Source organism: Chryseobacterium contaminans, from assembly GCF_001684955.1.
In the GTDB taxonomy this organism is placed as follows: domain Bacteria; phylum Bacteroidota; class Bacteroidia; order Flavobacteriales; family Weeksellaceae; genus Chryseobacterium; species Chryseobacterium contaminans.
Genome location: NZ_MAYF01000013.1, coordinates 1 through 14821, shown reverse-complemented (window position 1 = coordinate 14821; position 14821 = coordinate 1). Strand labels below are relative to the sequence as shown.

Genomic DNA, 14821 nt, shown 5'->3' with positions numbered 1-14821 from the left:
GAACTTCCAGCCTCTCTCTTCCAGATTCCAGCATTATTAAAACTTAAAATTCAGTCTGGCAAAAACCTGTCTTCCTGCAAATCCCATCTGTACCGGATCAAAAATCCCACCGGATTCAGTGTTTCCGTCAGTTACCTGTGTTTTTTGCAGAGTTGGGTATCTGTTGAATATATTTTTGCTTCCCAGCGTAAAGTTGAGGTTATTTGAAATCTCATATCCAAAAGAAATATCAGTGGTCACTTTAGGATTATATACCTGCTCAGCATCATCATATCCAACTAGGGTAACCTTATCAAACCTCACTAACTGAAGATTCGCATTGAATTTTTTGATCTTATAGTTGAGGTTGAGATTAACCTTTGTTTTGGGTGCAGAAGCCAGAATAAAAGCTCTTTCCCTGGGACTTAAATAGACATCTTCCATACCTTGTAATTGGGGAGAGGTATTGACTTTGGTAATTTCCATGTCATTATAGTTTCCGGCTAATGTAGCTGTTAATTTTCCCGATCCTAGATTGTCGCTATAACTCAGGATAACATCAACTCCTTTAGTTCTTGTATCTATGGCATTAGAAAAGAATTGTGCCTGGTCAATATAAGGATAATCAACCTGAACATCAGTAGGTAAATCGCTTCTTGAGAAATTCCCTGTCAGAACGATCCTGTTTTTTACACTGATATAGTATCCGTCAATTGTTGCGGTGAATTTACCTGTATTAAAAGTAAACCCGGCACTCCCGTTTACAGATGTTTCCTGTTTCAGTTGTTCAATACCTAATCTGCTGGCGAGATCGCTGTCATTAGAAGCCAGTTGAATGGTAACCAATTTACCACCCTGGAAATTGGTGAACTGCTGGCTATAATATTTCTGGGCAAGGGAAGGAGCTCTGAACCCTGTAGAGACAGATCCACGGAAGGCAAATTGTGGGGTAAAAGCATATCGCGTAGCAAACTTACCGTTTAAAGTGCTTCCGAAATCATTGTAGTTCTCAAATCTTCCGGCTATACTTATCATCCAGTTTTTGGTAATATCCAGCTCAGTATCTACGTATGCTGCAAAATTATTTCTGCTTTTACCGATATCTGTAGAATAGCCAGGGAATCCCTGTGAACCTCCCGGTCTTATATTATCATCCGGATCAGCAAGAGGATTAGTAACCAATAAATTATCCGGAGTATTAGGGGTTACAGGATGGCCGTTGATGTCATACATCGTATAGGAGGCTTCTTCCCCTTTAATAATATTGAATTTTTCATATCTGAACTCTGATCCGAAAGCAATATTTAAACCTTCAAGTACCTTAAATTGTCTTACTGCATTAAAACCTGTTGTATTTTGTAATAATGAATGCCCTCCCGCATAAAATTGAGTTGGAGATTTAGGACCTAAAGTGGCATTAACAGTGTTGGTAATGTCGTAAGTAAATCTGTTATTTCCAAAAGCATTATAAAAGTCAATGTCCCAATTGGCCAATTTGAATTTTAGGCCATTATCAAAGGTGAAATCACTGATGCTGGTATCCTCAATAGGATCAAATCCCATTGGATAAATCTCAGGGATGTTACCATTAGCTTCGGGCGTTCGTGTCCAGGCATAGGCTTTGGTATTTCTATGCGAAAAGCCCTGGCGTGAATAGAATTTCAAACCATCGGTTAATGGAAGTTCAATATTTCCAAAGAAATAGACATTTTGAGCCTTTGCATCTCCAAAACGTTGTCTTGGGGCCGGATTGGGATCATTGTAAATATCTGGGTTAGCATTTCTGATAGCGTAATCCTTGTTGACGAATTCTGCTGTGAAATTACCGAAACCGCCCTTATTTCCAATTTTTGTTCCCAGATTTCCACTGAAATCAAAAGTAATTCCATCTACCTTATGATCGGAGACTACGTCATTATTTCCCGGACTTTTAAAAAGATTCATTCCATAGAAGGCGTTTCCTTCAAAGCCTTTATCCCTGTCATTAAGGATAACGTTAATAACACCGGCAATAGCATCAGAGCCGTATTGGGCCGAAGCTCCGTCACGAAGTACTTCTACACGCTTGATTGCTCCGATAGGAATGGTATTCATATCATAGCCCGTATTTCCTCTTCCTTTGGTTCCGAAAAGATTAATCAGGGAAGACTGATGATATCTTTTTCCATTAAGAAGTAAAAGAGTCTGATCCGGACCAAGCCCTCTTAATGTAGCCGGATCTACTGCGTCAGCACCATCAGATCCTGATTGCTTATTGGAATTAAAAGAAGGTGCGGAAAACTGTAAAAGCTGATTTACTTCCACCTGCCCCGTAGACTGGCTTACCTGTTTAATATCTATAACATCAATAGGAACGGGAGTGTTAATGACTGTTCTTTTCTTGTTCCGGCTTCCGGTAATAGCTACTTCGTCTATTTTGGATTCTTTTGTCAGCGTATCTTTTGCCTGTTGAGCGTAAGATAGAGAAGATGCTGTAAGAAAAATGATGCTTATGTATTTTATCTTCATATTGATAATTTTGAGTGATGGTACTCAAAATTATCAATATTTATTTTTAAATCAACACTTAAATTAATTATTTGTTATGAATGTCTTAATTTAATAGTGTTTGTGTTAAATAGAAGTAAAATAATAATCAAAATACATTAATTGGCGAAAAATTTTAATATTAAAAGCTGGTAATGATTCTGTTAAGGCCTTCTTCAAGAATTTCCTGTGACGTGGAAAAACATATTCTGATATGACCTTCGGCTCCTTTTCCAAACCATCTTTCTGATCCCGGAACAATAGCTACTTTACCATGTAGCAGAACATGCTGAGCAAACTGATCGCTAGACATGCCGTTTTCAATCTTTGGAAATAATACAAAAGTGGCTTCAGGAAGATTAGGAGTTACAAGTCCTGATCCGTTCAGAATTTGGAAAGCCAGATTCCTGTTCTGTTGCAGATGGCTTAAAAACTCTTTATACCAAGGCTTAGCCTTTTCCAATGCAACACTTCCGGCAATTTGTGATAACGTTGAAACACCTTCTATGGTAGAATTGAAATTGGATTTCTCAGTAAAATCTTCCAGGATTTCCTGATCGTTACATAGAACAGCACCAATCCTCAATCCTGCAATCCCAAATGACTTTGAAAATCCGTAGACGGTGAAGCTTTTTCTTTTCGCTTCTTCGGATACCGATGAATAGGTATGAAAATCTTTGTCATTATAAATAATATCACTCCAGATTTCATCACTCATGGTCCATAAATCATGAGCCGCGGCAATTTCAGAAACCTTTTTCAAAACTTCTTTGGAATATACTTTCCCAAGCGGATTGTGTGGATTACATATACTGATGAGTTTTGTCTTGGAATTAATTAAAGAAACCAGCTTTTCAAAATCAATTTCCCCGGTTTGAGTATTTATAGGGCACAGTTTAACGGTTCCACCAGCCGTTTCTATAGATTTCTTGAATAAAAAGTCTACAGGATCCAGAATGATAGCTTCATCACCGGGATTTAAAACATATTTAGCAATGAGGAACATTCCCTGGGCAGCACTGTTAACAGCCAGTACATTTTCAGGAGAAAAAGTGCCATGTTTTTCCTGATTAAAATGATCTGCAACACTTTTCTTAAATTCAGGGATTCCAGAGAACGGACCATAACTCAGATAACCGTCTTTTATATAGTCAATAATTCCCTGTTCTATTTCAGGAGCCATTCTAAAATCCGGATCGGCAGCTGTTAAAGGGATTATTCCATCTTCCACAGTTGCCCATCTGCCATTGTAGGCTTTTCTTTTTAAAGCTTCAAAATTGATATTGTTATTGGTAAACATTTCTTATTTATATGATATGGGTAAAATATTGTCTGTTTGTTGGTCTATAGGGAGAAGAAAGTGGTTCAATAATATTCTTCCATTCTTGACGTGGGTTTCTATTTCAGGCTTTCTTTCTGCTTCATATTTACGGAAAGCTTCTGCGACGGAAGGTTCTTCAACTAAATATTTCGTCAGTATATAAGAATCTTTCAGTGCTGAGGTTACTCCCTGGCTTGTAAAAGGAATGAGGGGATGTGCTGCATCACCTATGAATACAATATCATCTTTATAAAAAGGATTTAGTTCTTCCAGTTCATAAACACACCATAAATGTACATTTTCATAACTCGATTTTTGGATAATTGATGAGACTAGAGGATGCCAGTCCACAAAAACTTCAAGCATATATTTCTTCAGATTGTTTGGAGTGCACTCGTTGATCTTGTATTTCTTATTGTCAAACTGTGAGTACCAAAGAATGGTATCATGAGAAAGTTTAAGGATTCCAAAAGTAAGCCCACCCTGATCGTGATGAAATTTCATGAAATCATTTTCAACAGAAGCAGCGATGGCTTCGTCTTTAATGATATTGACTACTTCATTTTCCTGTACCTGCCTCATTTTTTCATCTTTGAATAGGCATTTCCTTATGCGGCTTTTAGAGCCATCCGAAACAATAATGATATCAGCTTCTATAGTGTTTCCGTCAGGAAGTTTCAGCTTCCCTTTTTCTTTATCGGATGGAGCTAATGTTGTATTGTATGATATTTTTTCAGAAGAAATATTTTCAGATAAAAGATAGATAAGTGCCTGTCTGGAAATGGCAAATACATTGTTGAGGTTCTTTTCTGCAAGTTTTTTTCCTGTGTGGGAATACTGGATATACTTTTTGAGAAAACTTCCGTGTTCGAAAAGAAGAGCAGGATCTATAATTTGGGTAAGATACTCTATGCCTTCCTGTGGAATAAGAAAGCCGTGGCCGGCAAGGTCCTCTTTTTTTCTTCTTTCGTAAATGTGATAATCAATTTTGTGTCTTTCGAGATAGTTCGCCATGCTTAAGCCGGAAATACCAGCGCCCACGACAGCAATTTTGTTCATGTTCGGAATAATGGTTTTTTTCAGGTTGGTGTTTAAATACTTTTTCGGTCCGTTTTTATGGATACAAAAGTAAATTAAAATCATTCATTATTTTTAAAAAATAAATTAAATTGATTCCTGATTATTGAAAAATAAGATGAAAGTATAAGAAACATCTTAGGATAAAGATAAGATTTTGAGAAAGATAATTGGTCTTATTAATAAGTGGTATAAAAAAACCGGAAATGAATTCCGGTTTTGCTTTTATCCTTAAGCTTTTTCAAGCTGAACAGTAAAATGTCTTAATATTTCAGGTTCCCAGGTGATTTTATATCCTTTCGCGATTTCATCACGTCTTTCATATACATTTTTAATTGCTGCAGCAATATAATCCATATGATTGTTGGTATAGGTTCTTCTAGGGATAGCAAGACGTACCAGTTCCAGTTTCGGATAACGGTTTTGTCTTGTCTTCGGATCTCTGTCGGCCAGTAAAGTTCCGATCTCTACAGTTCTGATTCCTGCTTCCTTATAGATTTCAAGACCTAAAGTCTGTGCCGGATATTCTTCACGGGAAACATTAGGAAGGAAGTTTAGGGAATCAATGAAAACCGCATGCCCGCCAATTGGCTTCTGTACCGGAATTCCATATTCAATTAACTTGTTTCCAAGATATTCTACCTGAGAAATTCTGCTTTCCAGATAGGCAAATTCTGTAGCTTCATCAAGGCCTACTGCCAGTGCTGCCATATCTCTTCCGGCCATTCCACCATAAGTAATGAATCCTTCATAAATGATCGTAAAGTTAGAAGCTCTTCTGAAAACGTCTTCATTATTTAAGGCGATAAAACCACCAATATTTACTAAACCATCTTTTTTAGAACTCATGGTCATTCCGTCACCGTAAGAGAAAATTTCTTTACAGATCTCTTTGATGGTTCTGTTTTCCTGGCCTTGTTCTCTTTTCTTAATGAAATAAGCGTTCTCAGCAAACCTTGCAGAATCAAAGAATACAGGAATTCCATATTGGTCAGAAAGCGCTTTTACAGCTTTCATGTTTTCTAGAGAAACAGGCTGTCCTCCTGAAGAATTACATGTAATGGTAATGAGGCAGAAAGGAATATTTTCTTTAGGATAGCTTTTATAAACCTCTTCTAATTTATCAAGATTGATATTTCCCTTGAAAGGATGAGGATTGTTAATATCAAAAGCTTCATCTATAGTACAGTCAATAGCATGGGCTTTTCTGAATTCAATGTGTCCCTTTGTTGTGTCAAAATGTGAATTTCCGGGAACAATATCCCCTTCTTTCACCAATACTGAGAAAAGTACATTTTCTGCGGCTCTTCCCTGGTGAGTAGGTAATAAATATTTGAACCCTGTAATTCTTTCAACACTATTTTGAAGTTGTTCAAAAGAACGGGAACCTGCGTAACTTTCGTCTCCGGTCATCAATGCTCCCCATTGCCTGTCGGACATGGCTCCAGTTCCGGAATCTGTTAAAAGATCAATAAAAACTTGTGAAGATTTTAAGTTAAAGAGATTATAATTAGCTTCTTTAAGCCATTGTTCTCTTTCAGCTCTTGTGGATTGGCGGATTTCTTCCACCATTTTAATGCGGAAAGGCTCCGCGTACGGTAAATTCATGGGTTGGTATGTTTTTAAATTGTATGTAAAAGAAAAATCTGTTTGAAAATAATTTTCAAATTCATCAATGTACATCTAAAGCAGAATAGGTGTTATTCCGGTGCTTTAAATATATTTTCATCAGAATGGAATCCGGCAACACCGCCGCTTACTGCAAACTTCATGGCAGAAGCAGCAGTCATCCCCACTACAGGTTTGATGTTTTTTTCTTCAGTAACAATTACCCAGCCCGAAATGGCATAGGAATGGGGTAAATATACCGCAACGTAATTATGTTTGTCAACGTCCGACATTTCTTTTTGGGTTAAAAAACCGATTCTCCAGATCTCCGGATTTTCGTTGGTTTTTACCCATACAGGATCGTTGAATTTTTTCTTATCACCCACAAAAGAGGACATCACGTCCTTGGTAGGAGTATAAATATGCTTTACTCCCGGTGTTTTTTCCAGTAAACTATCCATGGTGTCGAAAAAGAATCTTCCTACCACAAATTTGTTTCCCAGATACCCTAAAATAGCAGTAAGTAATATGATTGAAACGAAAACAAGCCCTGGAACCTGTTTTGCAAGCGAAGGAATAAGATTGTCTATAGCGCTTACAATATACCAGATCACAAAAATTGTGAGTCCTATTGGTCCAATAATAACCAGCCCCTGAAAAAAGTTTTTCAGGAATAGATTGGCAATACTTTCAAAGCTTGGTTTCTTCAATGTTTATTCTTTACTGTTTTATTTTTACCCGTGGATAGTTTCTTTATTTCCGTAGGATTTAATGATGCTGGCTTCATATTCCAACCATGCATCCCATCTTTCGTTAACCTTTTCAGGATTACCAAGCTGTCTTGCGAAACCAATAAAGGTTGTATAATGGTTGGCTTCTGAGATCATAAGTTCCCTGTAGAAGACTTTAAGTTCTTCATCTTTGATATTTTCAGTAAGAACTTTGAATCTTTCGCAGCTTCTGGCCTCAATCATAGCAGCAAAAAGCATTTTGTCTACAATAAGGTCTTCCCTGCTTCCCTGAATGATAAATTTTGCCAGTTCATTCACGTAATCATCTTTTCTTGCTCTTCCAAATTTATAGCCTCTCTTTTTGATGATCTCGTGGACCTGATTAAAATGATCCAGTTCTTCCTGGGCAATGGCAAGAAGTTCTGTAACGATTTCAGGATGTTCAGGAAGCATTGTGATAAGACCTATTGCATTGGTAGCTGCTTTTTGTTCACACCATGCATGATCCGTTAAAATTTCTTCGATGTTTCCTTCCGCAATGTTTGCCCACCTTGGATCGGTAGGAAGTTTCAACTTAAACATGTTTTAAAATTTTTGTAAATTTAATACAAATTAGACATATTCAATGCTTCTGGATGGATAGAATTTACTTTCTGTTAAGTTTTATATAATCGGTAGGCTATACGAATTTATGAAACAATCAATTTTTAATAGCTGTTTTTTTTCTTAAAAACTCAAGGATATTCCATCCCAATGCATCTACTTTTTTCAACCACGCAGAAATAATGAATGCTAAAATGATATTAATAACATAAATAATGATCATTAAAAGCCACCATGGTATATTTCCCTTCAGAGGAACTACCAGAAAATAAACCAACGATGAGCTTAGCCCCTGTGCAAAATAGAAGAAAATAGCATTTTTACCAATGTATGTTATGATATTATCTTTGGTCACTTTTAATCTGTTGTAAAGAACAAATAAAGTAACCAATGAGAACTGTGCCCAAATAATGTAAGGAATTTGTGGTGGAAATTTATTCTTATTGATTTTGTAGAAAATTTCATTTCCATAGTACCAGAACATCCATGTTAAAGCCACTCCTACAAGCGCATATAAGACAGGGATTAGTTTGGTTGCGATTTTTTTTCCGCGCATTCTGTTTCCAATTAAGAAGACTGCCATATAAAAAGCAACATAACCAACTTGTCCGGTTGGGTAATATTCAGGGAAAATGTTGATTAATAGGGTTAAGCCAATACAAAGTCCAATGAACCAATTGATATGTTTTGGGAAAAACCTTAAGATGAGTACACCAAGAACAGTAAGAATATAATATACTTTTAAATACCAGAAGCTTCCCATGACAACAGGAAATGTATCAGCATTGGTATATTGATGAAGATACCAGTTACCAAGGTTTTGCCATTGAGGTATTGATGAGATGCTTGTGGTTGAATATTTTGAACCAAATGTTGAATAAAAGCTTTGTAGCCATTCCAAAGAAAAGAATGAAAGTCCAAAAACCTTAAAGAAATAATCCAGAAAGAACAGAAAGGTTACAAAGATCATGTAGGTGATCTGAAGTTTAAGCAGTCTGTATAATGTTTTCTCAATATTAGCTCCCGAAGTTATTCCACTCAATGCATAAAATAGTGCAACATCAAAGACAAGGGAAAAGACCCTTACTTCAGCTGGAATATAAAACTGACCCGACCAGAAAGCTGTATGGATGAAGATAATAGATAGAGTAGCCAGTCCTTTGGCGAAATCAATATAGAGGTCTCTGTTCATGAGTATTGGATATAGGGTCAAAAGTAAATAAACTTCTGTTATTTTTCAAAACAAATAAAAAGAGGCAGAACCCAATTGTCTGCCTCCTTTCTTAAATATGCTAAAAATGAATGTTTCTTTATTGAAGATGTTTAAATTCTTCGGCTGAAATTTCTCCGGACTGAATTTTTCTCAATTCATCTATATATTGGCTCATGTAAGTATCAATTTCTGGGTTTACAGTGTTTTTAGCCATTTTGTAAGTTCCGTTAAGAACTCCCTGATAATAATAGAAGAAGTTGTAATCGAAGTTGGAGGCATTAAGATCATATTGCCCTAAAAGGAAACCTAAACGAACCGCAGATCTTCTCTGTGCCGGAGTTCCGTGGTGTCCTGGACTGTTAGTCTGATAGTCTCCAATGCTTTGTGCAAATTCATAAGCTGCAGCAATTTCCGGGAAACTGGTTTTATTGTAACCGTTTGGCCTTCTTAAGTAATATCCTGCAAAACCATCTGCTTCAAGCTCGTTGGGTCTTGCTGTGTTTTCACTTACTGAAGGAAGTCCAAAGATATATTGTAACTGATGCCCGTACTCATGAGCAAGGATCATTGCATTTACAATATCACCACCTTTTGCTTTCGCATCATAATAGATGGCGTATCCGTAATAGATCTTTCCTGTAGAGTAGGAAATGGCATTGTAGGTTGAATTGAAATTGGAAGGATCGTTCACAAATCTCAAAGTAGGATTGCTTCTTCCCCATAAACTTGCAATTTTAGTCATTTGAGCATTCATAAAATTGGTGTCTGTGGAATTCTGAAGTCCTGTCAATAAAACAGAAGATGAGCTCCAGTTGTTGTCTACGTAAGAACAGTTTTTTTCAACAGTTCCTGGTTGTTCAATTTTTGCACTAAGGCTTTCCTTTTGAGGAAGAACAGTCTCTTCCATTTTGTCATCACTACATGCTGTCAGGAATGTTGCAGCAATGGCGCCTGCTATTAAGCAGAGATTAAAGTTTCTTTTCATATAATTATTTAGTTGGTGAAACGAAGGTAAGAAATTATCTTTTATGTATGAGCACTTTAGTGTTAAAAATTATTCAAAACATAGTGAATATATTTTTAACAAAAAAACATTGCTTTGATTGTAAGGTGTTTAGAATTTTATTTGTATATTTGCACCTCGAAATAACTAAAAATTTATAAACAATGTTTGCAATTGTAGAAATAGCAGGGCTTCAATACAAAGTTGAGCAAGACCAGAAGTTGTTTGTGAACCGTTTAAAAGGAGATAAAGGAGGGAAAGTTTCTTTCGATAAAGTTCTTCTTACTGTAAACGGAGCAATCACTGTAGGCGCCCCAGCTGTAAGCGGTATCACTGTGGAGGCAGAGATCCTAGACCATGTTAAAGCTGATAAAGTAATCGTTTTCAAAAAGAAAAGAAGAAAAGGTTACAAAGTGAAAAATGGTCACAGACAATCTTTAACTCAAATCGTAATCACTGGTATTACAGGATTTGAAGCAGGAGCTAAAAAAGCTGCTAAAAAAGAAACTGTAAAGTCTGAGGTTCTTTCTGACAACGCAACTGTTAACTTTAGCGAAGATCACGAGTTGAACTATCACTTAAAGAAAAACAACTTGTCTCAGTCTAAAGAGAACAGAGAAACTTTAATTACTTTAGGTAAAGCAGTTAAAGTTGAATTAGAAAAGAATATTCTTACTCATGAAGAAGTAGATGCTGCTATCATTAAGAATATTGATCAATTTAAAGCACTTAACAAATAATCCAGTAATAAAATGGCACACAAGAAAGGAGTCGGTAGTTCCAAGAACGGTAGAGAGTCTCACTCTAAAAGATTAGGTGTGAAGATTTTCGGAGGACAAGCTGCTATTGCAGGAAATATTATTGTTAGACAAAGAGGTACTCAACACCACCCAGGTGATAACGTTGGTATCGGTAAAGACCACACTTTGTTTGCATTAGTAGACGGTAAAGTAGTTTTCAGAAAGAAAGCAAACAACAGATCTTTCGTATCTGTAGAGCCAAACGCATAATTCAGGCGTTTTATAAAAATTAAAGCCTCGGCATCTTGCTGAGGCTTTTTTTGTTTTTATATCAAAAAGTTAAATTTATTATAAATATTCTATGGTAGGTGAAATATTTATATATTTGTTATATATCAAATAACAAATCAGTTGCGGAAGCCGAAAAGCATAAAGAGTAGGCAACACATTAAAACTAAATAATATGAAAAATCTGAAAAAACTAACGAAAAGACAGTTGAAAACAATTGCCGGAGGAGAAAGATGTCCGATTCCTGCTTCATGGTGCAGTGAATGGTGTGGCTGGACAGCCTGGCAAAAAGCCCATTGCCTGAATGCTGTTATTGATGAAATGCCTTGTAATTGCTAGCCAATAGATGATGAAGAATTATAAAAGAATTACAAAGAAGCAGTTGAAATCAATCGCTGCAGGAAATGACTATATATGTCCGGATTTTATAATAACCACCTGTGCACAATGGTGTGGGTTGAGCTCCTGGCAGAAGCAATATTGTCTGAATACTTTAGAGGAGTCTTGTAATTGCTCTTAGGTAATAGAAATAAGTTCGGGCGGCTTCTTTGAAGCCGCCCGAACTGTTTATTATAATCATTTTACTTTAAAATCCTACCTGGATGCCGGCTTTAACACCGAATTTTGAAATATCAGGCCTGTCAAGATAATTTCCTCTCCAGTTGAAGTCTACTCTGAATAGTCTTAGGTTTCCGATACCAATGTTTTCAATTCCAAATCCATATTCATAGTAAATATGCTCGCTTGGTGCTGAATATTTAAATCCTTCCACATTAATAGCTTTGGATGCATCACTTAAAGTTCCGTATGCCGCTCTTATAAAAGCAACTTCTCTGAATTTTAATTTCTTGATTAAAGGAATATAAGACAATATTTTACCATTAAAGTGATGTTCCAGGTGAAGAGTTGTATAAGCGTCAGCCACAAATTCATAATAATTAAGCTGTGAGAATGTATTCGGGGCTAAACCATAAGAAAGATTAGCGGGAATAATATTCTGTAAAGCCAAAGGAACTGTATTGAAGTTCTTTCCTGCTTCAAAGTTGACAATGGTTTTACCTAATGTTCCAATTAAAAACGGCTTGTAGAACATAAACTGAAGCTTGTCGTAGTTGAAATCAGCATTGAATAATCCCTCAATACCTCTGGTGTATCTTAATACTATTGTAGGAGCTAAGTTTTTTGCCTGGTATCTGTCAATTCCGGTTTGAGAAAATCTTGCGCCTGGCTTTGCAATTAAACTAATGGTAACGTGAGAATCATTTACCGTTTTTCTTAATTGCCCATCAGGCTGATAATACATAAGGTTAAATTTTTCTGGAATCGCAGATTTAATACTTTGCATCACTCCATCAACTCTTATCTGTATGTTTTTCCATGGTTCAATGGCTGCAAAAACGCTCGTTTGGTTTACAGAACTTAAAGAAATATTCTCTCCTCTTGCAAAAAAAGTACTTGAAGATAAAGAACGTGATGCTACTCCGTCTCCGGAAGTAAGCTGTCCTCCAAGTTGAACAATATCCCTGCTGGTCCCGGCACCAATCATAAATCGGTTAAGCCTGTTGAACATATATCGTGCTTCCGCACCGTATTTTACCTGACGATCTTTAAAGCCATAAGCAGTATAGAATTGAACTCTCCATGGATCATTCAGTCCAAAATAGGATCTTGCTCCTAGTCTGATTCTGTCTCCTTCCACTTCATTTCTACCATATACAGAGAAGATAGGGCCGAAATCTACTCCTTTAAAAGCGTTATAATAACGTGAGCCAAGAGTTTCAAATAATTTTACCATGCGGTTGAACTTTGGCGTTTGTTGTAACTGATCCAACATTTTATAAACACCCTGTTCGGATTTAGACAATGTATCTGGTCTTGCTTTTGTCCAGTAAGCTTCATCTTTATCTGTAAATTTATCCTCATATTCCTCCTCCTTTCGTTTGAAAACTTTGGGGTCAAGTGGAATATTGAACTCATAATTAGAATAATCAACAGATTTTCTGGCAATAATGCTTTTGGAGCCTTTTTTCTTAGAAAAAGGACTCATTTCAACTTCCGTAACCAATTTCTTTGGAAGGAAGGTTGTTTCATCCGGATTATCATATTCCAGTTGGGTATAAACACTGTTGACGAAGTTAACATTGATTTTTTGTGTTGATCTTAAAGTCGCTCCCAAAACAGCATAAGTATCCGTATCTATATAAAGGTTTCCCTGAAATGCCAGTACATCCTTACGCTTTGGCTGATATCTTATTTGAAAAGCCTTCTCTCCACGAATAGAAATGGTGTCTACAAGGTTATAATCATAAGTTCCGAACCCATCTGTTCCTGCCGGACTTTGAAATCCGATATCAAAATAATTTAATGTATTATCATAAATATTAATATCCCGGTAAAGGTTCTTTGCGGAGACCGTAATTACCTGATTATCTTGAAATCCTGATGTTTTTTGAGCGACTAAAGTTCTTTTGCTGTCTTTATCCGGTCTGTTTTTACCATAATTTTCATAAACAGCTTCATTCAGAAAAATAGGAAGACCAAGCCTGCCGCTGGCAGTAGAATCCGCATAATCAAAAATAAAGTCAAGCTTATTGAAGATTTTTTTCTTCATAAAGGCACTGTCTATATTGTTAAGGTCAAACTGGGTTTTTTCATATTCCTTATAGGTATAAGTATCAAATTTTTCCAGACCGTTATTTCTCTTTTGAGCCCAAACTTTTTGCATAATCGCATAAGCCGGGTTTTCCTTCTTGCTTTTGTATTTAGGTTTTCCTGCCTGGATAACCACTTCCTGGATATTGCTTACCTTCGCTTGGGATAGCTGAACAAAAATATTTTCTGCATTCTCAGGAGTAATATCAAGAATTTCTGTAGTATAGTTTTTTCTAACAAATCTTAATCTTTGGATAATGCTATCTGACTGAACGGTGAAGCTTCCCGAAGTTGTAGTAAGAGAAGGAGCTGAATTGTCATTGATAAAAATATCAACCTTGCTCACTTCTTTGTTATTTTTGGCATCAACAATCTTTCCACTGGCCCTGTTTTGAGCATATGCAAAGCTGGTAATGGTCAGGAAAAAAAATAAAAAATAGTGTTTTTTGGAGTTCTTGTTTAACATCATTCGTTTCTTCAGGCAATTAGCACAAACAAAAAGTATGCACTTTTTTAAAAAATATATAAAAAAATAAAATATTCTTACGTTTCTATGTAAAACGGCAAATTTAACAAAAATAGTACTACCATTTAAGAAAAAATAAATATGCTATTTATTGCTTTAATAGATAAGGATCAATTAATTAATGATACTTTGAAAAGTTATTTCAATTAGGACTTATATTTACTCCATTCCTCTTTTTTAACATATACTAAGATATAAAGTCTTTAATAACCCTAGCTAAAAAATAAATTTCTTCAAATCTAAATGAATTTTAAATGTTCTTATTACGGATAATTCAACTTTCAAATCTATTAGGAGCTATTTCCCGCTATCCACTCATACTCCTCACGCCTTACACTCCTACGCTCAAACCCTCCGGCACTCCAACTCCCTGTTGCGGGGTAACCGTTCCTATCGGGGCTAGAGAAGGAGGGTGAATGATAGGTAATAGGTAATAGGTAATAGGTAATAGAGTGGTATCAATAATGATATTAACTTCTCTATAAAGAGTAGCCTTCATTTTTCCATCCTTTGGAGGGGTGTCGAAAATTCAAAGAATTTTTGATGGGGTGAA

Annotated in this window: 13 protein-coding genes; 3 read left to right on the top strand and 10 right to left on the bottom strand. The window is 36.1% G+C overall.

What is annotated here, in order from left to right; genetic code table 11:
* Positions 1-36: 36 nt before the first annotated feature.
* The 8 genes from BBH99_RS01625 to BBH99_RS01590 form a co-directional block, all read right to left on the bottom strand.
* Positions 37-2487: a TonB-dependent receptor plug domain-containing protein gene (locus tag BBH99_RS01625; RefSeq protein ID WP_066691074.1), complete on the bottom strand. Its 2451-nt coding sequence runs from the start codon at positions 2485-2487 to the stop codon at positions 37-39.
* Positions 2488-2647: 160 nt separating this feature from the next.
* Positions 2648-3805 (bottom strand): pyridoxal phosphate-dependent aminotransferase, encoded by a 1158-nt coding sequence (locus BBH99_RS01620; RefSeq protein ID WP_066691072.1) that lies wholly within the window; start codon positions 3803-3805, stop codon positions 2648-2650.
* A gap of 3 nt (positions 3806-3808) precedes the next feature.
* Positions 3809-4969 carry an FAD-dependent monooxygenase gene (locus BBH99_RS01615; protein WP_228390718.1) on the bottom strand — a complete coding sequence of 387 codons (1161 nt, stop codon included), beginning with the start codon at positions 4967-4969 and terminating at the stop codon, positions 3809-3811.
* A 165-nt stretch (positions 4970-5134) separates the two neighbouring features.
* Positions 5135-6511: a tryptophanase gene (locus tag BBH99_RS01610; RefSeq protein WP_066691222.1), complete on the bottom strand. Its 1377-nt coding sequence runs from the start codon at positions 6509-6511 to the stop codon at positions 5135-5137.
* A gap of 92 nt (positions 6512-6603) precedes the next feature.
* The gene (locus BBH99_RS01605; RefSeq protein WP_065400817.1) at positions 6604-7221 is read right to left on the bottom strand and encodes a DUF502 domain-containing protein; all 618 of its coding nucleotides are present in this window, start codon (positions 7219-7221) and stop codon (positions 6604-6606) included.
* A 24-nt stretch (positions 7222-7245) separates the two neighbouring features.
* Entirely contained in the window at positions 7246-7824 is a 579-nt protein-coding gene (gene miaE / locus BBH99_RS01600; RefSeq protein ID WP_066691070.1) for a tRNA-(ms[2]io[6]A)-hydroxylase, read from the bottom strand.
* Between the two features lie 118 nt (positions 7825-7942).
* On the bottom strand, positions 7943-9037 hold the full coding sequence (locus BBH99_RS01595; protein ID WP_066691067.1) for an acyltransferase family protein: 1095 nt from the start codon (positions 9035-9037) through the stop codon (positions 7943-7945).
* A 118-nt stretch (positions 9038-9155) separates the two neighbouring features.
* Positions 9156-10043 (bottom strand): neutral zinc metallopeptidase, encoded by an 888-nt coding sequence (locus BBH99_RS01590; protein ID WP_066691064.1) that lies wholly within the window; start codon positions 10041-10043, stop codon positions 9156-9158.
* Positions 10044-10225: 182 nt separating this feature from the next.
* Here BBH99_RS01590 and rplU point away from each other — a divergent pair, with 182 nt between their 5' ends.
* The 3 genes from rplU to BBH99_RS21985 all read left to right on the top strand — a co-directional run bounded on the left by rplU (position 10226) and on the right by BBH99_RS21985 (position 11429).
* Positions 10226-10801 (top strand): 50S ribosomal protein L21, encoded by a 576-nt coding sequence (gene rplU, locus BBH99_RS21800; RefSeq protein WP_073299989.1) that lies wholly within the window; start codon positions 10226-10228, stop codon positions 10799-10801.
* Between the two features lie 12 nt (positions 10802-10813).
* Complete coding sequence (rpmA, locus tag BBH99_RS01580; RefSeq protein ID WP_027372929.1) at positions 10814-11071, top strand: 50S ribosomal protein L27; 258 nt, start codon at positions 10814-10816, stop codon at positions 11069-11071.
* Positions 11072-11264: 193 nt separating this feature from the next.
* Complete coding sequence (locus tag BBH99_RS21985) at positions 11265-11429, top strand: bacteriocin-like protein (RefSeq protein WP_123872950.1); 165 nt, start codon at positions 11265-11267, stop codon at positions 11427-11429.
* 247 nt (positions 11430-11676) lie between these two features.
* Here the strand turns inward: BBH99_RS21985 and BBH99_RS01575 are convergent, their stop codons facing one another.
* Together BBH99_RS01575 and BBH99_RS22200 are read right to left on the bottom strand one after the other, a co-directional pair.
* Entirely contained in the window at positions 11677-14211 is a 2535-nt protein-coding gene (locus tag BBH99_RS01575; RefSeq protein WP_228390717.1) for a DUF5686 family protein, read from the bottom strand.
* 388 nt (positions 14212-14599) lie between these two features.
* On the bottom strand, positions 14600-14767 hold the full coding sequence (locus tag BBH99_RS22200; RefSeq protein WP_165601861.1) for a hypothetical protein: 168 nt from the start codon (positions 14765-14767) through the stop codon (positions 14600-14602).
* Between the last annotated feature and the right edge of the window lie 54 nt (positions 14768-14821).

Coding starts and splice junctions, on each gene's coding strand:
- rpmA (WP_027372929.1), top strand. CDS start 10,814: ATGGCACACAAGAAAGGAGTCGGTAGTTCCAAGAACGGTAGAGAGTCT.
- BBH99_RS01620 (WP_066691072.1), bottom strand. CDS start 3,805: ATGTTTACCAATAACAATATCAATTTTGAAGCTTTAAAAAGAAAAGCC.
- BBH99_RS01575 (WP_228390717.1), bottom strand. CDS start 14,211: ATGATGTTAAACAAGAACTCCAAAAAACACTATTTTTTATTTTTTTTC.
- BBH99_RS01595 (WP_066691067.1), bottom strand. CDS start 9,037: ATGAACAGAGACCTCTATATTGATTTCGCCAAAGGACTGGCTACTCTA.
- BBH99_RS01625 (WP_066691074.1), bottom strand. CDS start 2,487: ATGAAGATAAAATACATAAGCATCATTTTTCTTACAGCATCTTCTCTA.
- rplU (WP_073299989.1), top strand. CDS start 10,226: ATGTTTGCAATTGTAGAAATAGCAGGGCTTCAATACAAAGTTGAGCAA.
- BBH99_RS01610 (WP_066691222.1), bottom strand. CDS start 6,511: ATGAATTTACCGTACGCGGAGCCTTTCCGCATTAAAATGGTGGAAGAA.
- BBH99_RS01590 (WP_066691064.1), bottom strand. CDS start 10,043: ATGAAAAGAAACTTTAATCTCTGCTTAATAGCAGGCGCCATTGCTGCA.
- miaE (WP_066691070.1), bottom strand. CDS start 7,824: ATGTTTAAGTTGAAACTTCCTACCGATCCAAGGTGGGCAAACATTGCG.
- BBH99_RS22200 (WP_165601861.1), bottom strand. CDS start 14,767: ATGAAGGCTACTCTTTATAGAGAAGTTAATATCATTATTGATACCACT.
- BBH99_RS01615 (WP_228390718.1), bottom strand. CDS start 4,969: ATGATTTTAATTTACTTTTGTATCCATAAAAACGGACCGAAAAAGTAT.
- BBH99_RS21985 (WP_123872950.1), top strand. CDS start 11,265: ATGAAAAATCTGAAAAAACTAACGAAAAGACAGTTGAAAACAATTGCC.